General features: G+C 44.9%; 19 protein-coding genes. 6 read left to right on the top strand and 13 right to left on the bottom strand.

The genetic code is table 11. The annotated features are described in order from the left end of the window. From BLR64_RS21725 to BLR64_RS21705, 5 genes are all read right to left on the bottom strand, one after another. Positions 1-2192: DUF4347 domain-containing protein (locus tag BLR64_RS21725; RefSeq protein ID WP_167360753.1), on the bottom strand; the 2192-nt coding region annotated here is incomplete at its 3' end. A gap of 213 nt (positions 2193-2405) precedes the next feature. Beyond that, positions 2406-3158, bottom strand: a complete 753-nt coding sequence (locus BLR64_RS21720) for an iron ABC transporter ATP-binding protein (RefSeq protein ID WP_090717405.1) — start codon at positions 3156-3158, stop codon at positions 2406-2408. Further along, on the bottom strand, positions 3155-4219 hold the full coding sequence (locus tag BLR64_RS21715; protein ID WP_090717403.1) for an iron chelate uptake ABC transporter family permease subunit: 1065 nt from the start codon (positions 4217-4219) through the stop codon (positions 3155-3157). The genes BLR64_RS21720 and BLR64_RS21715 overlap by 4 nt, the downstream gene beginning before the upstream one ends. Then, positions 4216-5232 (bottom strand): ABC transporter permease, encoded by a 1017-nt coding sequence (locus tag BLR64_RS21710; RefSeq protein ID WP_090717400.1) that lies wholly within the window; start codon positions 5230-5232, stop codon positions 4216-4218. The genes BLR64_RS21715 and BLR64_RS21710 overlap by 4 nt, the downstream gene beginning before the upstream one ends. Positions 5233-5251: 19 nt before the next feature. After that, positions 5252-6280: a siderophore ABC transporter substrate-binding protein gene (locus BLR64_RS21705; protein WP_090717397.1), complete on the bottom strand. Its 1029-nt coding sequence runs from the start codon at positions 6278-6280 to the stop codon at positions 5252-5254. A gap of 225 nt (positions 6281-6505) precedes the next feature. Here BLR64_RS21705 and BLR64_RS21700 point away from each other — a divergent pair, with 225 nt between their 5' ends. Continuing rightward, positions 6506-7483, top strand: a complete 978-nt coding sequence (locus BLR64_RS21700) for a phosphotransferase enzyme family protein (RefSeq protein ID WP_090717394.1) — start codon at positions 6506-6508, stop codon at positions 7481-7483. 119 nt (positions 7484-7602) lie between these two features. Here the strand turns inward: BLR64_RS21700 and BLR64_RS21695 are convergent, their stop codons facing one another. The 3 genes from BLR64_RS21695 to BLR64_RS21685 are packed head-to-tail and all read right to left on the bottom strand — an operon-like array spanning position 7603 to position 9696. Next, positions 7603-7935, bottom strand: a complete 333-nt coding sequence (locus tag BLR64_RS21695; RefSeq protein ID WP_208607214.1) for a GNAT family N-acetyltransferase — start codon at positions 7933-7935, stop codon at positions 7603-7605. 49 nt (positions 7936-7984) lie between these two features. Continuing rightward, the gene (locus BLR64_RS21690) at positions 7985-9328 is read right to left on the bottom strand and encodes a hypothetical protein (protein ID WP_090717391.1); all 1344 of its coding nucleotides are present in this window, start codon (positions 9326-9328) and stop codon (positions 7985-7987) included. Next, positions 9328-9696 carry a winged helix-turn-helix transcriptional regulator gene (locus BLR64_RS21685; protein WP_090717389.1) on the bottom strand — a complete coding sequence of 123 codons (369 nt, stop codon included), beginning with the start codon at positions 9694-9696 and terminating at the stop codon, positions 9328-9330. Before BLR64_RS21685 ends, BLR64_RS21690 begins: the two co-directional genes overlap by 1 nt. A 185-nt stretch (positions 9697-9881) precedes the next feature. Here BLR64_RS21685 and BLR64_RS21680 point away from each other — a divergent pair, with 185 nt between their 5' ends. Then, positions 9882-10418: an NAD(P)H-dependent oxidoreductase gene (locus tag BLR64_RS21680; RefSeq protein ID WP_090717386.1), complete on the top strand. Its 537-nt coding sequence runs from the start codon at positions 9882-9884 to the stop codon at positions 10416-10418. 28 nt (positions 10419-10446) lie between these two features. Here BLR64_RS21680 and BLR64_RS21675 read toward each other — a convergent pair whose 3' ends face one another. Next, positions 10447-11076 carry a hypothetical protein gene (locus BLR64_RS21675; RefSeq protein ID WP_090717384.1) on the bottom strand — a complete coding sequence of 210 codons (630 nt, stop codon included), beginning with the start codon at positions 11074-11076 and terminating at the stop codon, positions 10447-10449. Between the two features lie 118 nt (positions 11077-11194). On the opposite strand from BLR64_RS21675, the gene BLR64_RS21670 reads away from it, so the two are divergent. After that, the gene (locus tag BLR64_RS21670) at positions 11195-11539 is read left to right on the top strand and encodes an ATP-binding cassette domain-containing protein (RefSeq protein WP_167360752.1); all 345 of its coding nucleotides are present in this window, start codon (positions 11195-11197) and stop codon (positions 11537-11539) included. Positions 11540-11662: 123 nt separating this feature from the next. Here the strand turns inward: BLR64_RS21670 and BLR64_RS21665 are convergent, their stop codons facing one another. Both BLR64_RS21665 and BLR64_RS21660 read right to left on the bottom strand, forming a co-directional pair. Next, on the bottom strand, positions 11663-12232 hold the full coding sequence (locus BLR64_RS21665) for a GNAT family N-acetyltransferase (protein WP_090717379.1): 570 nt from the start codon (positions 12230-12232) through the stop codon (positions 11663-11665). 207 nt (positions 12233-12439) lie between these two features. Continuing rightward, positions 12440-13327, bottom strand: coding sequence for an AraC family transcriptional regulator (locus BLR64_RS21660; protein WP_090717376.1), 888 nt, complete (start codon positions 13325-13327; stop codon positions 12440-12442). Between the two features lie 216 nt (positions 13328-13543). On the opposite strand from BLR64_RS21660, the gene BLR64_RS21655 reads away from it, so the two are divergent. Then, the gene (locus BLR64_RS21655) at positions 13544-14299 is read left to right on the top strand and encodes an SDR family NAD(P)-dependent oxidoreductase (protein ID WP_090717374.1); all 756 of its coding nucleotides are present in this window, start codon (positions 13544-13546) and stop codon (positions 14297-14299) included. A gap of 133 nt (positions 14300-14432) precedes the next feature. On the opposite strand, the gene BLR64_RS21650 is transcribed toward BLR64_RS21655, so the two are convergent. Both BLR64_RS21650 and BLR64_RS21645 read right to left on the bottom strand, forming a co-directional pair. After that, positions 14433-18458 carry an S-layer homology domain-containing protein gene (locus BLR64_RS21650; protein ID WP_090717370.1) on the bottom strand — a complete coding sequence of 1342 codons (4026 nt, stop codon included), beginning with the start codon at positions 18456-18458 and terminating at the stop codon, positions 14433-14435. A gap of 478 nt (positions 18459-18936) precedes the next feature. Further along, the gene (locus BLR64_RS21645) at positions 18937-20226 is read right to left on the bottom strand and encodes a hypothetical protein (protein WP_090717367.1); all 1290 of its coding nucleotides are present in this window, start codon (positions 20224-20226) and stop codon (positions 18937-18939) included. A 308-nt stretch (positions 20227-20534) separates the two neighbouring features. Between BLR64_RS21645 and BLR64_RS30890 the strand changes: the two genes are divergently transcribed. Both BLR64_RS30890 and BLR64_RS30075 read left to right on the top strand, forming a co-directional pair. Further along, positions 20535-20771 (top strand): hypothetical protein, encoded by a 237-nt coding sequence (locus BLR64_RS30890; protein WP_244157808.1) that lies wholly within the window; start codon positions 20535-20537, stop codon positions 20769-20771. Positions 20772-21133: 362 nt separating this feature from the next. Then, a partial coding sequence (locus BLR64_RS30075; RefSeq protein ID WP_139172043.1) for an S-layer homology domain-containing protein occupies positions 21134-22404 on the top strand: 1271 nt, incomplete at its 3' end.

The following is a 22404-nucleotide window of genomic DNA, read 5'->3' as shown; positions in this document are numbered from 1 at the left end:
TGCGCGTACTTGTCGAACACCGCTATTGTTGGCGTCACTGTGCTGTTCTGTGGTGCAGGAGCATTAATTGTTACCGTGATTTGTTTCGTAGCTGTTGCCACACCGTCGCTTACCTGAACAGTGAAGGCTTCACTTCCGAAATAACCGGTTGCCGGTGTGTAAGTAATGGTGCCGCCAGGTGCAATCTGGGTACTACCTGATGAAGCGATAGCACCGGTAAAAAGCAATTGCCCTCCATGATCCGGTGCAGCACTCTGCGACCAGGTCAAGGTTTGATTGCTATCGGTATCGGATACACTCAACAATCCAGTAATATCGGTTGCCGGTGCGTTTTGATTAACGGTCAACGTAATTGTGGAACCTGTAAAGGCAGGCGCAGTATTAGCAGATGCTACAGAGAAACTATAATAAGTATTTGAGCTGTTCTCTATTAAGTAGTTATCGTTATAATCGCGAATAGCTCCTCTGCTCCAACGTACTGCAACTGTCCCGCTCAGTGTAGCATCCGGGTTAATCGTCAATGTATTGGTACCCCATCCTGTTATCCTTGGATCATTTACGGGGATCGCTTCGATCTGTGAATTGCTAGTAGTGTTATAGAGATAGATTATTCCGCTGCCTCCGATTACTCTTTCACTGAACTTTAATTGAATATCTTCCTCCGGCAAAAAGTCAGATGAGAGGTTGGCCGGGTTGGACCCGTTTAAATCTATAGTCGGAGAAGCACCATCATAATAAAGGAGGCTCCCCATAGTACCGGTTATAGTAACCGCCCCATAAGAAGAAAGGTTATTTGTATTCAGATTGTACTGGTAGATTTGCTTGTTTACATTCTCCCAGATCCATACCGTATCATTCCCCAGATCAAGGGCAAGCTGGGTGGGTGCATTCGAAATATTGGATGCAAGGATTTGATGATTCGATCCATCCGCATTGAATACTCCCAATTTGTCGTCCACACCGGCGACCGTACCCGAACTATCATACGTCGTATAAAAGATTCGGTCTCCAATCGGATCATACGCAAATCCGCCCATGCTACCTGTTATGGTTAAAGCAGCCAACGAAGTAATGGCATTTGTCGTCAAATCTAAAGCCAATATTTTCTTGTCCACGTTGTCCCAAATAAGAGCCCGGTTACGGAAAGTATCCAGTATCATACGGTTCGGAGCTTTGGAGATACTGGATGCCAATATTTGATGGTTTGAACCATCCAGGTTAAACACACCGATCTTATCATCAGGTCCGGCACTTGAGCCGGAACTATCAATTGTCGTGTAATATATTTTTTGGTTTACGTAGTCATATACCATGGACCCAATTGTACCGGTTATCGAAATGTTAGCCAAAGGTGTGATAGAATGACTGGTCAGACCGTAAGAATAAATAATCTTATCCACATTGTCCCAAACCAAAATCCGATCATTCGGCATATCCAGCAGGGCCCTGTTCGGTGCTTTGGCAAAGGCAGAAGCCAGTATATTATGATTTGTACCGTCCGTATTAAAGACAGCAAGCTTATCATCCGATCCTGCAACCGAACCGCTACTGTCAACGGTGGTGTAATACATTACAGGACTGCTTAGCTTATAAGGATAATACACCCCTTTTTTAAAGGGCGATAGAGCTTCAACGGAGCCAGTAGTATATTCCAGCTCCCAATCTAAACCGATTACACCCAGCTCATCGGTGGATGCTGCAATGTCAGCACCAGTTACCAAGCCGAGCTTCTTAACGAAATCTTGTGACTTTGAATCTTCAGCCACATTACACCCGTACAATAAAATATCGCCGTCTTCTGTTAGCGATGCTCCTATTTGCTCCAACTGATCGTTGTAATTCTGGATATTGTCATTGTTCAGTGAAACCGATCCTAAATTGATTTGCCCTTTCGTACCATGGCTGAGCAAATGAATCGCATCAATGTCACTCTTGCCGGACAGAATGTCAGCCATTTGCTGCAGTCCATCCTTAGCGGAATCCAGCGTATACACTTCGATTCCAGGCTTCACTCCATTTAACAGAATTGTATCTTCCGTCAGATTATTCATTACAAAGACGACCTCGTGCCTTTCCGGAGATGCCTGGGCCGTGTTCACGAATGAATTCATAAGAATGATGATAAGCGCCATAGAAACAATGAATAATTTCTGCAGCTGATTTTCGACAAAATGCTTTGGTTTACGCTTCAAATGGACCCCTCCAATAGCTGTTTACACCAGAATACTACTAAATTTCGACAATTGTTATATATATCCTTCAAATTTTCGGAAAAATTGTGATGACTAAAATATATAAAGATAGCACGACAAATTACTGCTTCGCAGCCTGTACTTTTGCACTAAAAAACCCTTCCATTCAAGGAAGGGACAAGCGCTGATACATCTAGTTTTTAGCAATCCGCATTAATAAACAGCTATCGGACCGTAAGGCCCTTCCAGAATGTCTATTTTCGTATCAAAAATAGCGGTCAGGATCTCCGGCTTCATAATCTCTGCTACGGTTCCAAAGGCGGCAATTTGTCCATCCTTCATCGCACAGATCCGGTCTGAATATTTGGCGGCGAAATTAATATCATGCATCACCGTCAGAATGGTTCTTCCAAATTCATTGGCAGCCTGCCGCAGATGCTCCATCATCTGAACCGAGCGGGCAATATCCAGATTGTTCAGCGGTTCATCAAGCAGGACATATTCCGTCTCCTGGCACAAAACCATAGCAACGTAGGCTCTTTGCCTCTGGCCGCCCGACAGCTCATCCAGATACCGGTTTTCCAGATCCGTCAGATCCAGAAAGTCGATATATTTTGAGATAATAGCCTCATCTTCCTTCGTTAATCTGCCCTTTGAATAAGGAAAACGTCCAAATCCCGCCAGCTGTCTGACAGTGAGCCTGGTTACAAAGTGGTTTTCCTGCCGCAGGATCGTGATAATCTTGGCCAAGTCCTTCGATTTCGATTCAGAAACATCCATATTAGCCACACTAATCTGACCCTCATCCAGCTCCAGCAGCCTGCCGATCATCATAAGTGTCGTAGACTTCCCCGCACCATTGGGTCCAATTAGAGAAGTAAAGCCTGCCTTTGGAATTTCAATATTGAGCGGTCCTATGGTGACCTGATCCGTATACAGCTTTCTGGCATTATTTATCTTTATCATAGCGACCTCTTTCTAAGAATCACAACCAGGAAGGTTATTCCGCCAAACAGTTCAATAATAACGGATACTACAGCGCGTGAATCAAATACATGATACATTAAAAAATAAGCAGTCGTCAGAATGAAGAAGCCTATAGCAAGCGCCATGGCAAAAAGATACCGGTGATCATACGTCTGCGCCGCCTGATAGCTCAACGTTGCTACTAAAAAACCATAGAACGTAAGGGGCCCCACTAGTGACGTTGAAATAGATATCAGAACGGAAACCAGGATGAGCGTATAAATGATGCTGGACTGATAGTTCACCCCAAATGTTGTAGCGACATCTTTGCCAAGCGACAAGACATTCAGCTTCTTGGAATACAACATAAATAACGCTGCGATAACGACAACTACGGGAATGACAATTGGAAAATAAGCAGCATCCGCATTATTGACTGAGCCAAACAACCGGGACTGCAGCAGATCGAACTCAGACGGCGCAAGCAGCCTTCTCATAAAGGAGGATACCGAATTCAGCCCGGCTCCAATGATGATTCCAACCAGCAGCATCAGCTGCAGATTGCCGTATTTTCCGGATAACAGCCAGCCATACAGGATCAGGCTCATCAGGACCATAACCGTAACCTGAAATAAATAGGACCCAATACCGCTAAAGTTAACCAGCGCACCCGCCCCAAAGAAGAACATGGTACTTGTATGAATGGTCGAGTACAGCGATTCAAAGCCTAACAGGGACGGCGTTATAATCCGGTTATTCGTAATGGATTGAAAAGCCACGGTGGATAAGCTATGGCACACCGCCGCAATAATCATTGCAACTAGTGCGACCACCCTTCTCGTAACAACCGGTATAAAGGATGGCGAATCTATCCGAACCGGGTTGTTATACATTAACAGTCCGTATGAGGAAAGTGCACCCAAAGCAATCAGCGTGATTAGGATGATCCAATAACGTTTCTCCTCTTTCCGGGAGCGGAAGGCGCTGGCTGATCTCTTGTCATGATGGAGGCCACTACCGATTCCCGCATTTTCAATTCTCCGGTATTCCAATGCGTTCATCTTGACCTCCTTGGTCTTCTTTGTCTCAATAAAAGAGTAATGAATACGGCCGCTCCCACTGTACCCAGGATTAAGGAGACCGGCACTTCAAACGGCATAATAATGACGCGGGAAATGATGTCGCAAAGCGTTATGGCACCCATCCCGATCACACAGACCCAGGGCAGATTGCTCCTGAGATCATCGCCTCTGTACATGGAGACAATATTGGGGACAATCAATCCGAGAAAAGGCAGGTTTCCAATAACAGCGGCAACCACTCCAACCGCAACCGTAATAAGACCATTCGCAAGCAGGAGCAGCCTGTTATAATTCAATCCAAGGCTTGTGGCTACATCCTCCCCCAGCCCGGCTAACGTCAATCTGTTCGCACACATAAAGATAAGAATGCTGACAATAACGATGATCCACAAATATTCATATCTTCCCGCTTGAACTGCTGCAAAAGAACCTACGAACCAGCTCTCAATAATTTGCGACATTTGAAAATGGAGCCCCAGGAAGGTCGAAAGCGCGGAAACAACGGCTCCAAGCATCAGGCCAATGATCGGGACAATTAAAGAGGAACGCAGCCTGACTCTTCTCAAGAATAAAAAGAAGATCATCGTCCCTATAAAGGAAAAAAGGATGGCCCCCGTCATTCTGGTAAACAGAGTAGGTGCCGGAATGAATAAATAGACAGCCAGCAGTCCGAGGCCTGCCCATTCTGTAGTTCCTGTTGTAGTAGGCTCAACAAACCGGTTCTGTGTAATCAGCTGCATAACGAGTCCCGTCATCGCCATCGCAGCCCCGGTAAGCATTAAGGCAATCGTTCTTGGAACACGGGTGATGAAGAACATCTCCATCCCATCCGCTTGTCCGCGTATATCATATACTCCGGTGAACAGCGAGATGATTCCCAAAAGGATAACAACGATAACAGCCAGTATAAAAGGTATGGTCCATATTCTATTGTAATTATAGAACTGGGGTTGAGAGTGGCTCTCAACCCCGGAAGTTATATGTTTTGACACTAATCCGTACCCCTTTACATTACTTAGCAAATGCTTCTGCAATGTTATTAAATACTTCTATAAAGGTCTGCAACGATTCATTCGTATAAGTGTCATTCGGTGCATACACGATGTTGCCTGCAGTAACTGCAGCAGTGTTCTGAAGAGCAGGAGCATTATCAATTACGTCCTGTGCAGGAACCTTCTCTTCTGTAGAATTGATGGCAGCATCGCGATCCAGTACCAGCAGCCAATCAGGATTGCTCTGTGCAATAGCTTCAACGGAAATTTCATCACCCTGATGATCTGTGGAGGATTCTGCAACCTCTAACGCCGCAGTCCATCCAAAAATATCATAAAGCGGTCCCCAGACACGTCCGGAGTGAGGAGCTGAGAAACCGATATCTCCGCCGGATACGATAATGCTCATCACCTTATCTGTTCCGTTATAAGCAGACTTGGCTTTTTCAATGGCTTGATCCAAATCAGCTGTCAACTGCTTGGCCTCATCATTCTTATCAAAAATCTGTCCCAGAGTAGTCGTAGCCTGTTTCAGTCCGTTCACCAGATTTTCTCCAGGAGCACCGGCTTCTTCGGAGACATCAAAGGTAAGATCAATAACAGCCGCATTCGGTACCAGCTTCTTGATATCTTCATAAAAGTTCGAGAATCTTTGACCAACAATGACAAGCTCAGGCTCAACAGCAGCTATAATTTCAAGCTTGGGTTCACCATGGTTCCCGATATCCTGGACATTCTCATCCGCTACATAGGGTGAATCCGCAGGCATTACCCCTTTAGGAACAGCCGCTAATTCAATCCCCCAGCTCGCCAGCGTTTCAAATGTTCTATTATCCAGAGCAACAACATTCTTAGGATTTACAGGGACCGTAACCGTGCCATGGACATCAGTGATTTCAACGGTAGTAGCTTCTGGAGTATTAGTAGCCTCAGTAGCTGCGTTCGCGTTCGCATTACCATCAGTTCCAGCTGTATTATTTGGGCTTGAGCAAGCCGCCAGCATCACAACCAAAACCGCCATAATTACAGATAAGTTTAACTTCTTCATTGCTTATACCCCTCTCCCTGTATGTATACTTTGTAGATAATCTAATCATTTATCCTCTGAAGAATAATGATAATGATTATCAATTTCACTTAGGACAGTATAACAGCATGAGAGAAATATAATCAACCCCTATATAAAACAAACATAATCAAACTTTACATAATCCCCCTGACAACAGATGTGCTATTGTAATCCCATACATTTGTATGAGGGAGTGAATTAACGTTGAATGAACATTTGAGTATCGCGATGGATGCATTAAATAACTATCCGATAGCCTGCAAATCATTAGCGTTTATAGCCCAAAGCGGAAATACGATCTATAAGGTCACTGACCCGGACAACAACAGTTACAGCCTTCGAATGCATCTATCTAAAGGGGATGCCCTTGAAGGCTTTTGGAGTAAGCCGGAAGTGATCCGCTCTGAAATGGTCTGGCTTCAAGCCTTGGCCCTGGAAACAGATTTAACCGTGCCGGCGCCTTTTAAGAATAACCACGGGGATTTCATTTCGAATGTGAACGATGTTAATTGTACTTTACTAAGATGGGTGGACGGTGAGCAGAAGCCTTTTATTCCTACAGTAGAGGACGCGGCAGCTATAGGGGAAATGACCGGCAAACTACATAGACAAGCCTCGAATTGGAGCATCCCAAGTGTATTCGAACGCCCTTCCTTTGACAGCTCCCGTATATTGCAATCCTTGGACAAGCTTGGGGAGCGATCTGATGCAGGTATGCTTAACGCCGATGATACAGCGCTTCTTCAGCAAGCCGGTCAACGAGTCATTGCAATGATGAACACTATTGAAAGAATCGCCGGCAATTGGGGAATGATTCATGCGGATTTAATTCCAAGTAACCTTGTGTTTCATGGAAAAGGAGTGCGGCCGATCGACTTTGGCGCTTGCGGGTTTGGTTACTATTTGGTTGACCTTGGCTGGACATTTTCCTATATCCATCCTGCATTTAGAGACCAGCTGCTTCAGTCGTATGCGCGGTATTATCCGTTGCCGGATAGCTATATTGAGTTGTTGGAGGGCTTTTTTATTGCAGCGCAGCTTGAAACCATGAATTTCTGGCTGGGTCTGCCTGACTGGCAGGAATGGCTGCCAGAGCATATTGGTAAATTAGCGGGCAGAGAGATTAATGCGTATATGAACGGTCAATCGTTCCTCTTTAGCGGCAGACCTTACTGGGAATAAGCTGCAGAATAGTTCCTGAAGGAGTTGCAGAGCGGGTGAATCCGTTTCAGCTTATGGCCATCACATATATTTGGCATGGGTTCTGTTCACCCCATAGGGTCGGAAACACCTCCAGCTCCTTAAAACCAAGGCTTAAAAGAATATTGCTCACCCGCTGCATATTCCTTGGCCGCCGCGAATAATTCCCGACCAACGCCATGACGATGAAATTCTTTCAGAACACCCATTACGGCAAGCTCTACTGTATCTTTACCTGTTTCTTTCAGACACAGAAATCCCAGGGCTTGCCGGCCTTCCTTTGCCACAAAAAACGGCTGATGTACACTCTCTAGAATATAATCCTCCCTTGCTTCCGGAATCCCAAACCAGTCCGGCAGGGCCTCAAGTATTTCACGGGCTATAACCTCTTTATTACTAGTATCAAAAATCTGAGCGACCCTCTTCTTCTCCAAGCTAATTCACCCCTATGTAAAATTATAAGTTCCAAGCCACGATCCGCGGCTATTTTCCCGGCTTCTTCCCTAGTTTGCGTACCGCAAAATCCCTTGTATCCTCGTAGCTGTCATGCACGCATTCTTCCAAAATCTCTTTGGGGAGCATTTTCCTCTTGGACATAATTTTAATGAGCTTATAACGGCAATAGGAACACAGCGTTTGTCTATACATGTAGGTAAATAAGGAGGAATTCATTTTAAGCAACCGGTTATCTATTAACTTCTCAGCGTCTACAAAGACACCGTGCCATTCCCCGTCTTCGTACGTTACTGGCAGGCTCTGAATACCTTCGAGCAGAATCGTTTCATCCTCTGACTTAAAGCAATAGCATAGAAGACTAAGCGCATTTGCGAGCTCTTTCTTTTGCTTAATAAGATTTATCGCATAGCCGTGAATCCGGTCTGACGGTAAATGCTGCAGCATCTCAAAAGCGACGTCGCGTATGGCTCCATGATCACTTTCGGTAAGCTCGAAAATAAACTGCTCGTCCAGCGGAAAACGTACCTTTCTAAACGTCCACAGCAGTTCCGGCTTTATTTCCAGATCGGTTTCCTGAACAGCGTATTCCGCTAATCTAAGCAGCTCATCTTCTGTAGCGATTCTTGAAAAACGTAGTGCCAGCCCCCGGCTGCGGAACCTGTTCTGCTTCTCTTTTGCTGCTTCAAAAAGTTTCTCAAGTGTAGGCGCCTCAACACTTTGTTCATTCTGCATCGTAGTGTGTATTACGGAGTTTAGAAAGGCTTTTACATAATCAGATTTAGCCGCATTACTCTGCAAAAATGTATCGACACGCTTAGCCCCGAACTTATTCTTTGCGTGTGAATAGAACCAATCCATATCCGCAGCTTCACCATTATTGAACGCACACTTTCCTAACTGTATAACAATGCTCTTAAACGCAGAAAATCCATCCAGAGAGGTTAGCCATACACACAGCCATTCCAGGTTCTCCTGTACTGCAGGATTGTTACGGCGGGAGAGTGATCCGAGCAGTGCATTATATTGTTCATATAACGCTTCTCTGGCTTTAGTGCTGCCATCTGCTGCAAACAGATATAGAAGCTCGCACAACTGATCAAATAGCCCTGTATCCAGATTGTTTTGCATCAACTTCCGGATGATTGCCTCTTCGAAATAGCTTTTATCCTCATAAAGACAAATAGCCTGATATAAAAAGCTTCCACGTCCGCCTTCGCATTGCATATCATAGCAGGTATTCCGAAGACAGCACCAAAGAACAATATCCCTGTGCTTTTCACGGTTATTGCTCTCTTTTAACATGAGATATGAACTGCCCAGTCCCCGTTTAAAGGCCTCTTTAAATTGAGTTTTGGTCCATTTCCTTCCCATCAATCGCTGCCCCCCGGCGGCTGCTCCTCCAGCAAAATAATAGCTTCTCCCCGTTCCTGTCTAATCTGAATATTCTCTCTGCCCCAGGAGCACATCACGTCAATGATCCGATTGGCTGTAACTCCATATTCCGTCAGGCTATATTCGACTTTAGGCGGCATCTGCTGATAGACAAACCGTTTTACCAGCCCGTCCCTTTCGAGTTCACGAAGCTGCTGGATCAGCACCTTTTGCGAAATACCGGTAATACTGTGCTGTAATTCGCTTGTTCTCTTAGTGCCGGACATCAGCAAGCATATAATCAACGCTTTCCATTTGCCGCCGATAATCTCCAGAGTTGCCTCTATGCCCAGATGATATTGCTTCATAACATAACACCCCGTCCATGCTGATCTATCAAGCCAGTTAAAAGATTTATTATCGCATTCCGTGTCTGGTCGAGTCCAGTACACACTTTGAGGTAACCATCTTACTTTATTGTGTGTATTTTCATTTGCCACAGTCTGCAACATAATGTTGGTATCAACTATACGGGTTTAAAGGAGATTTCATAATGAAGACATTGGTGATTCTGGCACATCCTAATCTGGAGCATTCAAGAGTAAACCTGAGATGGAAAGAAGAGCTGCTGCAATATCCAAACGATGTTACCCTTCATGAGCTTTACAAAGAGTATCCTGACTGGAGCATTGATGTTCCAGCCGAGCAACAACGATTAGAAGCACATGACCATATTGTCTTTCAGTTCCCGCTATATTGGTACAGCTATCCGCCTTTATTGAAGAAGTGGTTTGATGATGTCTTTACCTACGGATGGGCTTACGGATCAAAAGGAGACCGGCTAAAAGGGAAAAAGCTGGGCCTCGCCATGTCCATCGGGGATAAGCAGGAAAATTATCTGCCTGAGGGCTCCGTTTCTTTTACCGTAGATCAGGTTACGACGCCTTTCAAAGCCAGTACAAAACATGTAGGCGCAGTGGCGTTACCTTATTTTGCAGTCTTCGGGGCCTCCTTTCAGGCCAGCGATGAGAAGATCGATCAAAGTGCAAGGGATTATATCAGCTATATTAATAAGTATAGTGGAGATTGACTCATCGGGAGATTATACAAGCTCAAGCCTATATAATCTCCCCTATCCAAACATCCCCGACTTTAACGCTATAAACAGTATCCTCACCGTAATTTAATGTTAAAGTATCGCACTTATAGGCTTTGTTTTTAATCACTTCAACACCTTTTGCAGTCTTAAACCCTAAAGGAATATCCTCCTTTAGTTCAGAAAGCCAGTACTTATTTGAATCTATAGCAAGCAGCCATTTAAATTGCTCGAGACCCGCTATACTTCCATACCACTCTGAAGGGAATGCTTTGACTTCGTTGCTTGTATCAAATGTGTTATCGTAATAATTTATGTATTCGCGAAAAGCGATAACTATTTGCGATTGGATGAAGTTCGGATTATAGAGCCAAATTTTCAGATAAAAGGGTTCATTTAAACGTTTGATCTGGAGAAACCAGGATTGATAAATTTCTATCATCGCCTCAAGAATCAGCCGGGAAAACCACATTGGCGGATTGCGTCTGGTTAGCCTGTAAAACGGGTCAATCCATATCTTTACATAGTTTCTATTGTTAAAACTTAACTGTTCAAGATCCAGATCGATATGGCGCTGCTTCCATTGTTCAATCTGCTTTATTTTACGCTTCCAGCCGCGGATTTTCTTTTTGTTAGAGAATGGGTTTGCCATATTGTTATCCTTCCTTCAATTATTCCTCCCGTTCCAAACTTTGCACAAATTACTCATGCTCCCTGTTCATGATTCATATAGAATAGCTCTTGTAAGCAACGAAAGGAGCTCATCCACTATGATATTAAATGTACAGGACGTATCCATACGTTACCATAAAGCCAATAAAAATGCGGTGACCAAAGCATCCTTTTCTATCGAAGACAACAGTATCGTATCCATTGTGGGGCATAACGGGGCAGGAAAAAGCACCTTGATTCAAGCCATTATGCAAAACTTAAACTATGAAGGCACCATTACATATGGTTTTGATAAAAAGGAGCTCTACAAATACATCCGGGTGCAGACCCAGACGTCCACGTTCGAAAAAAACGCCAAAGTGAAGGCTGCTCAGCAGTACATTGCCGATCACAAACACAAACAGGTAATGCGCCGGAAGAACGATCACCTTATTTTGAAATAGGCAAAATAACGCTAAAGCAACGGAGTAAATAAAAAATAGCATTTTGGTGCTGGCGTGCATGTGAGTTCCGGGTATTTTATGCTGCATTAGATGGCTCCTGCTCTTCTATCTGTGCTTTCTTCATTATTTTACATAGTCTGCTTTTAAAATACTGTATATTTCTAAATCGATAATTCCTTTACCCGCCCATAGTGCGGCTTGCCTCAATGTTCCTTCCTTGATGAAGCCATTCTTTAACAATACCTTCTTTGAAGCCTCATTTAAAGGCATCACTTCTGCCTGAATTCTATTGATGCTACCAGCCTTAAACAAATAATCGAGCAGAATGCCCACTGCTTCAGTAGCAATCCCTTTTCCCCAATGCAATTCGGACAAAAAGTATCCAATCGTCACTCCGTTCACCTTTTGATTAAAGTCGAAAGCTTCGATAATACCCAGTAGCCGGTCAGGTTCAGCCTGTGCAAAGATCCCCCACTTGACCTTTGACCTTTTATTGTAGTCTCTCTCAAAATGGCCAATCATATTGTTAACCGTATCTTTATTGTGTTTGGGTATAATACCACAGTATTCAAATACTTTGTCATTGTTATAGATTTCAAAAACCTCTTCAAGATGATGATTTTCAATTTTCTTCAATAGGAAACGATCTGATTTCAGGCCGGGAAGCTGCCCAAAAACGGCTTCAATGTTCATTCCGCCACCACCCCATATTATTCTGTTAAAAACAGTTCATTTTCTCTATTTCTATTGTAACTCCTGCATCAGAGCTTACGCTGCCTGCATATTGCTGAAATGTAATGAGAAATTGCTTTTTCCCTTATTACATCAAAAAAACGGGAGCATACGCGCTCCCGCAATGAATCACATAGCCTCTGGTCTAGAGTGCCATTCCTATTGTGCTTAGTTCCTCGTGCTTTCGATTCGTCTAATGTTCTCAGTGTCCCGGGCTGGAGATGAACCGAAGAAGCGGGAGTACTCGCGATTGAACTGTGAGGGACTTTGGTAGCCAACATGATATGCGGCACTGGCTACTGGATAGCCCTCAAATGCAATTAGGTTCCTGGCCTCCAAAAGCCTTAATTGCTTTTGAAATTGAATAGGGCTTAAACCCGTTGCCCTTTTAAACTGACGGTGAAAGGTATTGATAGCCATCCCGGCTTTTGATGCCAGCTCGCCAATGTCTATTGGCCTCATAAAATTAATGCGAACCCAATTTACAATTTGGGGAATTTTAGATAGATTACTTTCCTGCAGACCAAATTGCCTCAGATACCATCCTTGCGGTCCCGTCAGAACACGATAAAGAATCTCGCGCTCATAGGCTGGTGCAAGGGCTGGAATATCTCTCGGTGTTTTCAATAATCGCAATAAGCGCAGCCATGCCTCCATAAATTCTATATCCATCTCACAGGCTGCGAAATGCCCGGAAGCAGTCGGTAACAGATTCTCAGGAATATCTCTTAATAAACGCTGAAGAACATTCTGATTCAGCTTGAGACCCAGTGACATGTAAGGACGGCCATATCGGTCAGGATGTACACTCGCCGTTGCAGGAACATGCATCGGTAACACGTAATAGGATGGCCCCTCCAGGTCAGTGCTGCGCTCCCCGATTGAAAGAATCTTGGTTCCTTGAACCGTAAAACCAATCATCGGCTCGTAGAGCGCTGCGAGTTGATGAGAGGGAATGTCTCCCTTAATCATACTCAGCCCCGGTACTCCGGTTTCAATCTGCCGGGTGCCTGCGTCTTTCATCAGATCCATTATTTCATTAAGGATGTTATTCATGCACTTAGTTTATCACACGACTTCTCCCCCCTCAACACAGCTACTAAAAACCCCGGTATTTTTGTGCTACTCACATGTGAAAGAATTAAGAGGAATTCGGAACAAAAAAATAATCGTGGTGTTATTAGGCAATCAAAAGGCAGTATCGGGTCTATTTTATCGCAACAGATATGACTACAATTAAAACCAGATCGAACATAAAACAAGGAGGATCTTATGAAAATTGCGATTGTAACAGGTGGAAGTAACGGTATTGGAAAAGCTACGGCACTTGAGCTTGGCAAACGCGGTATTAGCGTCATTCTCACATACAATTCCTATAAGGACCGGGCAGATGCTGTCGTGAAGGAAATTGAGCAGAATGAAGGCGTCCGGGCATTCGCACTGAAGCTGGATCTGACTCAACTATCAACATTCGAAGGCTTTATTCTGGAAGTGGCAAAGAACCTTCAGGACATTTGGAACAGAACGACCTTTGATTACCTAGTTAATAATGGCGGTGTCGGCGGACCCATGCTGTTCTCTGAGATGAGTGAAGAATACTTCGACAGGATTCTTAATACGAACTTCAAAGGACCGATGTTTTTAACACAGCAGCTTGTCGGGTTCATGGAGGATGCTGGAGCAATTGTAAACACCACGAGCTCATCGAAAAACCAATCATTTCCGGGATACTCTGTCTACGGCTCATTAAAAGCAGCCTTCTCAACGTGGACCCGCTACATTGCCAAAGAGCTTGCCCCCCGTCAAATCCGGGTCAATGCCGTTTCGCCCGGTCCTACACACAGCAATTTTGGTGACGGAGTATTCGATAAGCATCCTGAATTCATTAAGCCGCTGGCTGAGCAATCTGCATTTGGCAGAATCGGGCAGCCCGAAGATATGGCGAAGGTCATTGTGAGCTTATTGTCCGATGACTTCGGCTGGGTTACAGCCCAGGACATTGAAGTGTCTGGCGGACATTTGCTTTAAGACAGCTGTGTTCCCCGGTTAAACACGATGCGAAAGTCCATTAATGCGCAGGTTGCTGTTTAGCCAGCATAAAAAGAGGTGTCCCACCGTCATTATAAATGACTTATGGGACGCCCCTTTTTATGAGATTTTTTTACTTATTATACAGTCTGTAGAGGAATACCGCAGCTTCTGCTCTGGTTGTGTTTCCAGCCGGATTGAGTTTGTTACCGCTGCCTTCGATCAACCCGTCCTTAACTATTGCAGCTACGCTGTTCACCGCATAGGAAGCAACTTCGGACTTGTCAGAGAATCTATCCAGATCCGCAGCCTCACCCTGAGTATTCAGCTTCTTCTGAAGTTTCAAGGCTCTTTCGGTCAACACCATCATATCCTGTCTTGTGATCTTAAGAGTGCTGCCGAATCTGTCATTATCCAGGCCATTCGTAATACCAAGCGCTTTGGCAATTGCAATTTCATTATAGTAATAGGCGCTCTCCTGTACATCACTGAAATTTCCGCTTACTTTTGCAGTCAAGCCAAGTGTTCTGACAAGGGAGTACAGGAAATCCGCTCTTGTGATATCGGCTGACGGATTGAAGACTTGCCCCTCCGTCTTGAGAATATCCTTTGACGCAAGTACTTCGGCCGCGTTCTTGGCCCATCCTGCCTTTCCGAGATCAGTAAATGTTTTGTATACGTAAGCTACTGCGTAGCTGCTGAAATGAGTTGTTGTGAAGGTGATCATACCGGTCTCGGAAGCATAACGTCCGCTCGGTACGGTTACAACCTCTCCGCTTCCGTCAATGTACCAGACAACAATCATTTCGGGATTCTTCAACTCATCCGCAGTCGGCTTGTAAGGCACGGATACGGTTACAGGTGCGCTCGGATTGCTCCAGACTGTTTCTTTTCCGTCCACCTTAAGACTTAGCTGTATGATCGGTCTATCGCCGAGAGCCGCCTTCACTTCCGCCGGGAGCTTGGACTTATCGCTCTTTCCAATCTCCAGCGCTACTTCCTTGCTGCTGCTTTCGGTTGTGCCTGTCAGCATGTTACCCGTTATGACTACCTTACCCAACTCTGTGGAAATCGTGAGTTTGCCATCTTTTGCTCCGCTTGTCAGTGCTGCAGTTGGCAAGCCTACCGAGTATGCATTCACTCCCTGCGCCACAGGTATATCCAGGGTAACATTTTTCTCCATAAACTCCTTTGCTTTTTCCAGCTCCAGCGCCTTAACAAATGCAGTTCCATCCTTCACGGTCGTCTGCATGGTTACTTTTTGATCCTGAACAACCGGTGCTGCAGGTGAAGGCGTTGCAGATGCTGCAGGTGCAGGTGCTGCGGGTCCAGGCGTTGCTGGTGCAGGAGTTGCTGGTGTTGGCGTTGCAGATGGTGTTCCGGAGCCGGGTGTAGGCGTTGCCTCTGTTCTGCCGTGTGCTACTTTTATGGTGTACGTCTTAACCGTGCCGTCTGCAGCTGTTACCTCTACCTTTATATCCGCTTTTGTACCAGGGGTCAGCGTTATGGCTCCGGAAGCTGTACCGCTGGCAACAACTGTGCCGTTCACTCTAATGGATGACCTGCTGTCTGCTGCTGCAGCTGTAACGGTTATACTGCTGGCATCCTGCAGGGAAACCTCATACTCTGTGGTCGCTGCGTTGAAAGCCGGCTGGAGTGTTCCCGCACTCAGTGTCAAGGCGCTGAGGTCCGCATTCACACTATTAGGGATATAGACTCCAAGATCGCCAAGGTCAATGGCATTGCTCCGGATGGTCTCGTATTCGCCTGCAAAGTAACCATCCAGATACGAATGTCCAAGTATGAATCTGTCCGGATTCATGGCGCCATAGTAGCCGGCATTAGCATTGCTCTGAGCGTCGAACAGGACATAGCTTCCCTGCCATCCTGAACCGGATACGCCCCAGCTGATGATGTGATCGATATATGGGGCGAACTTGGTAAAGGTTTTGTAGAGCAGCGCGTACTCATAACCAAGGGCGTCCGACTGTCTGACATTGAGCACTGCGGGAGCGGTCGCGCCTCCTCCGGGAGCATCGGTTGGAACCTTTAGGTCAAGCTCTGAATAGGTAATACCGGACAGCAGGCCCCGGTCAACGAGAGAGGCATAGAGAGCCATCGCATATTGGTTATCGCTTGCAAGGGTCTTGCCAACCGCATCGTGTCCCTGGATACCGATGTCTTCGATAAGGGGTCTTCCGTCATACAGCGGATCTGAGAGCCAGGCGGTATTTAATTCGAGAACCATGTTATATACCGTCCTCGCCTTGCTGCGGGTCGCAAGTCCGTAATCGTTGTAGGTCAGCTTCGGAGGATTGTCGGTGATATAAGTGTCAATGCTGCCGTCTTTGTCGTGTCCGTCGAGCTTCATGTACTCCGGAAGGTTAGCGTAATTTGCCTTGTAAGCCGCAGCCATCTTGGCGTTGGGGGCTGCGATGTGCGCGTTTTTAAAGAGAAGATAAATATAATGCTCGGTGATGTCGCCGCCAATCTGATCATCCGACATGGCAGCAAGCCAGTTGGTGTGTTTAAGGCTCGTTCTCCAGCTGTTCGCATCCTCCGGGATGAGTTCGCTGTGGCGGCTTTCGTGAACCTCTTCGTTGAGTACATCCCATGAATTGAAGGGAATTACTCCACGGGATTCGCTTGAACCGTACTTCGTATCTGTGGTCAGGAAGTGCCGCATCACATACATCGTGTGATTAAACTGCACTCTTCTTGCCATTTCTTTGTCTACCTTAACCGTAGATGTAACGCCGTTGCCAAGCCCGTAGAAATTGGCCGAGCCATTGTATCCGGAGGACAGGTTCGCCGGAATAATCTGAGTCATCCATCCAGGAGCCTGGTTATACCATGCCAGAACATGGCCGTGAGACTTATACTGTCCGGGAGCTCCGGAATCCCTGATCGCCTGATAAGCGCTGGTCGGGAAGCTGTATTCAGCTAAGCCAGGAGCAGTAGTTGCGCCGTTCAGGGCCTCTCCGGTAACGCTTTTCAGCCATTCGGGGCCACGGGGATGCGTTCCATCGGCCTTTAGATTGTTGCCGTCGACAAAGATTTCATAGTGATTGGCTCTGGTTCCTGTTACGGCCCCCGTTCCGATCGAGCCGACCATGAACAGGCCATCCTCCTTATTGTAGAGACTCTTTAGGGGCGCTACGTCACTCTGGTGTTCCTTGTTGACTACGTTCGGAAGCGCAATGCCGTTAGGATCCGGTGCGGTAATCTGGATGTTGGCGACAAGCAGCATACCGGTTTCTGCAGCACGGGCATTTTCGCCATGCAGCTCAAGAATAAAGTTCGAGGAGACGCCTGTTGAGGCGGTAATGCTATGATGAGCCTTCAACCAGGATTCACCGTTGTAGCTGCCAACCCAGTCAGGATTCAGGTTGTTGTACTGGTAATCCCTGAGGTAGCTATCGAGGTTAGTGTTAGTATTTCTGATTCTCCACCTCATATATTTGCCCTGCGCGCTCTTGGGATAGTAGACATCGAATTCAATCGTTGACCCCTCTGGGACATTTACGGCTGGAGACAACGGGGATTCAATACTTATGCCGCCGAACGTGCTTTTCCCGTTATGGGCATAATTAATCTGGAGCACTTCAGCTTTGCCTTGGGAATCTGCAAAAGGATACGGAATCATTTTGAATGTGCCACCGGCAAAATCAGCGGGAACACGATTATCAAGCGGCGTTCTTGCCATCCAGTTATTAGTGGGCGCAGTAACCTTTACTGGAACTTTACCAGGACCCGGATCAAGACGGAAATAGGGATCGGAACCGTCTGATTTAATATTTTTATTAAAAATCACTATGGCTTCTTTAAGAACGGCGATAGCTTCGTCAGCGGGAGTATTCGCATTGCGCGCGAGCTCAAGAGCATCATTAAGAGCTTTGAGTTCGCTAACATGCACCCATGGAAAAGCCCGGTTCACATCAGAACCATAGACGGCTCCATAGACAGACTGACTGACTTGAAGCGGGAATTCCTGATTGCCGGTTTTTAAAGCTTCAGCCTCAGCAATGAGGTCATTCAGCTCGGCTGTCGGTTCGTCCCCGGCCGCGGCAGCCGGGACGGGAGTATACGTGAATACGGAGAACAACATGATGACAATGAGGAGGCGGGAGATGCTGATTACACATTTTCGACTGTTCATCTTTTGTTTGACTCCTTTTCTTAAGGAAACCTCTAAAGTCTCGTATTAGAGTCCCCCCAATTGATAGGTTGTTTTGGGTATTCGTATTCGTATTTGCTAAAATTTACTCCTTGGCTACGTCAAGTCTGACTTAACGAATAATCCCCCCCTCTCTGAACATATAAGACAGACAAACCTTGAAAACGCATTCACAAAAGCAGATGGGCAGAAGGGCTAGATTATCTGCAGCCATGACATTTGAATGCAGCCCGGCTGCTGTAACAGCTCTCATAATAACAACAGGAGGGGAAAGTCTAAATACGGGTAATGCACGAATCATTTTAATATAATACGAAAAAAGATCACTTCTCATCGAATCTTAAATGAGCATAAAAAAAGAAGACATGCAGGTTTCCTGGTGTCTTCTGTTCATTTAGGACAAGGTTTACTGAATGGCTTATCTTTATTCATAACTATCATATGGAAATCGTTATAATGATTATCTGTTATTCAGGTAATCATCCGCTATCCTCCTGCATATATCCTTCGAATCATAATCAGTATCTATTAAATATTTAATAAATATATCTTCAACTTCCGTACTGTCTATTGATGCCAAATAACGAAAAGCATCCTCAATCAGCACCTTCCAATTTACATCGTTAATGATTTTCTTAGACAGCCCGAACGCTTTTTCAGGCTCTTGCAACTGAAGCTTCTTGAAAATCATCTCCAGCTCAAACTCTGCATCATCATCCCGCCTATCCATTATTTCAATGATTCTTTCATCTGAAATATCTCCCGCCATATCAGAAAATGCAATTGACAAATAATCAGGATAAATCCTCTTACCGAAATCAATACTTTTGGGAGGCGCAGTATGTACCCAAACGTTCTGACAATCCTTTAGCAGCTCCTCAACCTCTTCAACCTCAAGCTTTGATTTTTGCGATTCAGATACCCTTTTAAGATATTTATGAATTCTCCCGGGTTTACTAAATAAGCTTAAATCATATATTTCACCGCCAGCATAAATCTTATCCGGCCTTTTGTCCTGATCGAACCCGAATCCTGTAACTTTTATTATTGTTAAACAGTCGATACTTTTATTTTCTATATAAGCTGCAGTTGCTCTATGGTGTCCGTCCAATAATGTACTCATAAACCCCTCATAATAATAAGCAAGTCCTGTCATAGTTGTACCATTCTTCATCTGATTCAAGTAATAATTAACCCTGTCTTCATTTAAACAATTAACACTCTGAGAAGGAAGTATGAATTTGGGAGTGCCCGAGCTAACATGATACTTATAATATACATCCGCGGTTGCTTTATAAAGCTTCTTTAATTCGGCTAAATTCCAAAAAAAATTTCCGTCACCATCAGTTGGAATCATTTCTATACGTGTAAGCAAATAATATCCGTCTTCTAAAATGGAAAGCATAGGTTTAACATTTTCAAAAGCATAGGTTATATCATTACTTGGTTCTTGTGAAAATTTAATTGTATCAATTAAGCCTGAATCAACGTTCTCTTTGCCTAACCCGATACTTAAAATCTTAGCGCATGTAGGACAGTACAACTCTTCTCCGTAGTTATTTATCAGTGGTTTATTATCTAGCAACAAAAATCCGTATATCTCACCACATTTATCCGTTCCATACTTAGTGGACAATTTCGCCATCCCTTTATTTATCCTAAATAGAAGGGCATCATTCCCCCATCTATTATGACTACCAGGAATTATATCCTCGAATTCAACCGGCTCCGAAAAATTCAAAAGCTTCACTCTATCCCCCCCTACAGACTTGCCATACTTATATTGTAAGTTATACACCTTATTGCTGCCATTCTACATCTACTATTGTATTCATGAGAAGCCCAGTATATATTAGGCAAATGAACAGACGACTGTTCAATCACCTTTTCCAGTTGGGAGGACACTACATTGAGTTATCGTATACAATTCACCATTACGGACGATGAACACGCAGACTTGAAAGAGCAGGCAATCGCAGCGGGTTATCCGAATGTTCATGAATTTTGTAAATCAAGGGCATTAAACGGAAAAACACGTATGCAGATCTTTTCAAGATAATGAAAAAGAAGATTGAGGATTTAAAGCCTGATGATAAAATCAACGCACAGCTAAATCCGGGGGAATTCTATCTTCGTGATCTTGTGCCGACACCCCCTGCCTTACTTGGACGCTGGTTGTATGAAGCCGTTTATGATGGAAGAATCCCCCGCGTTCAGCACCTCGGAAATGACGGGACCAATCCTGAAAAATATAGAATTATGGAGGAAAACCTATTCTTGACCCTACATATGTAAAAGCACACGGTTAGCGATGCTCAAGCTGACTTATTAGCATATTCATCTTGTTCGGTTTATAAGAAAAGCCGATTGATCGAAACATTTCGGCTTTCTTGCGAACCTATTCAATGAAGATGTGTACTGTCCGATATTGATAATAGAGACAATCATTTAACTGTGATCCACTACCGAGTGGCCTATGGCATCCAACTCCGGCTCCCTTATGAAGACAAAAAAATACCCTCTCAATCAAGAGAGCAATTCCACACGAATACATAATTGAATGTTCCAAGCTAGGGGTAGTCAAGGAAGCGAATATGACAGGGATCAATCACGTTATTTATTTAAAATTTTAATAATTACTTTTTAAGGAGAAATTCATGAAGAAAAAATTTAAAGTGAAGTCGATATCGCTTCTGTCTACAGCTGCTTTGCTTGGTGCCCTGGTACCACATACATCTGCAGCGGAGTCTTTGACCGATATCTCAAACAGCTATGCCAAAGATGCCATTATTGAGTTAGTCGAAAAAGGAATTATTAACGGTACTGGCGACGGCAAATTCAATCCGACAAGTAATATTAAACGACAGGACTTTGCTATTATACTGGCGAAGGCTCTCAATTTGGACCTTAGCACCCCTCCACAATCCTCTACTTTCACAGACGTCCCGGTAAACAGTTATGCCTTTTCTGCCGTAGAAGCCGCAGTTAAAGCAGGCCTTTTTAAAGGTATGGGTAATGGAACATTTGGTGCCAATCAAAGCCTCACCCGTGAACAAATGGCTGTAATCTTTGTGAATGCATTAGGTGTTAACAGTACCGGAAAAGGACAGAATTTAAAATTTTCAGATGCTAATTCAATTGCCAGCTGGGCTAAAGATGCAGTTGGTGCTGCCGTTGAATTGGGCCTTATGAATGGAAATCCCGATGGCACCTTCAACCCGGTTAATAATGCTAGCCGTCAGGATGTAGCTATTGTCGCTTCTAAGTTTTTAACCGAAAAGACTAAGATTGATGAACAAAAGTCTGTGACACCGACGCCGACAACTACACCAACACCAACACCAACGCCGACACCTATATCTACACCAACAACGACGGCATCGACACCAATACCTACATCTACACCTATACCAACACCAACATCAACGCCAACACCTATTTCTACACCAACAACAACGCCGGCACCCACTCCTACCCCGACACCACAAAATACAGCAGATCTAGAAGCAGCAACTAAGGTGAAGGACCAAATCGCTGCCTTGCCTGCAAAAGCAGAACTTACTCTAGCTGACAAAACAGCTGTCGTTAAAGCACGTACGGATTTGGAGGCTTTAACACCTGCCCAGAAAACGCTGGTAGGAGATATTGCTAGATTGACAGATGCGGAGGCCGCTATTGCTGAGCTGGAAGCTCAAGCTGCTCTTGACCTGGCTGCAGCAACTAAGGTGAAGGACCAAATCGCTGCCTTGCCTGCAAAAGCAGAAGTCACTCTAGCCAAAAAAACAGCTGTAATTAAAGCACGTACGGATTTGGAGGCTTTAACACCTGCCCAGAAAACGCTGGTAGGTGATATTGCTAGGTTGACAGATGCGGAGGCCGCTATTGCTGAGCTGGAAGCTCAAGCTGCTCTTGACCTGGCTGCAGCAAC

Source organism: Paenibacillus typhae (assembly GCF_900099765.1).
In the GTDB taxonomy this organism is placed as follows: domain Bacteria; phylum Bacillota; class Bacilli; order Paenibacillales; family Paenibacillaceae; genus Paenibacillus_AQ; species Paenibacillus_AQ typhae.
This window is presented reverse-complemented; position numbering and strand designations above follow the sequence as displayed.

What these genes read in the sequence shown, in the direction of transcription:
- BLR64_RS21720 (WP_090717405.1), bottom strand. Translation starts at nt 3,158, where the DNA reads ATGATAAAGATAAATAATGCCAGAAAGCTGTATACGGATCAGGTCACC.
- BLR64_RS21715 (WP_090717403.1), bottom strand. Translation starts at nt 4,219, where the DNA reads ATGAACGCATTGGAATACCGGAGAATTGAAAATGCGGGAATCGGTAGT.
- BLR64_RS21705 (WP_090717397.1), bottom strand. Translation starts at nt 6,280, where the DNA reads ATGAAGAAGTTAAACTTATCTGTAATTATGGCGGTTTTGGTTGTGATG.
- BLR64_RS21690 (WP_090717391.1), bottom strand. Translation starts at nt 9,328, where the DNA reads ATGGGAAGGAAATGGACCAAAACTCAATTTAAAGAGGCCTTTAAACGG.
- BLR64_RS21685 (WP_090717389.1), bottom strand. Translation starts at nt 9,696, where the DNA reads ATGAAGCAATATCATCTGGGCATAGAGGCAACTCTGGAGATTATCGGC.
- BLR64_RS21680 (WP_090717386.1), top strand. Translation starts at nt 9,882, where the DNA reads ATGAAGACATTGGTGATTCTGGCACATCCTAATCTGGAGCATTCAAGA.
- BLR64_RS21675 (WP_090717384.1), bottom strand. Translation starts at nt 11,076, where the DNA reads ATGGCAAACCCATTCTCTAACAAAAAGAAAATCCGCGGCTGGAAGCGT.
- BLR64_RS21670 (WP_167360752.1), top strand. Translation starts at nt 11,195, where the DNA reads ATGATATTAAATGTACAGGACGTATCCATACGTTACCATAAAGCCAAT.
- BLR64_RS21665 (WP_090717379.1), bottom strand. Translation starts at nt 12,232, where the DNA reads ATGAACATTGAAGCCGTTTTTGGGCAGCTTCCCGGCCTGAAATCAGAT.
- BLR64_RS21660 (WP_090717376.1), bottom strand. Translation starts at nt 13,327, where the DNA reads ATGAATAACATCCTTAATGAAATAATGGATCTGATGAAAGACGCAGGC.
- BLR64_RS21655 (WP_090717374.1), top strand. Translation starts at nt 13,544, where the DNA reads ATGAAAATTGCGATTGTAACAGGTGGAAGTAACGGTATTGGAAAAGCT.
- BLR64_RS21650 (WP_090717370.1), bottom strand. Translation starts at nt 18,458, where the DNA reads ATGAACAGTCGAAAATGTGTAATCAGCATCTCCCGCCTCCTCATTGTC.
- BLR64_RS30890 (WP_244157808.1), top strand. Translation starts at nt 20,535, where the DNA reads ATGAAAAAGAAGATTGAGGATTTAAAGCCTGATGATAAAATCAACGCA.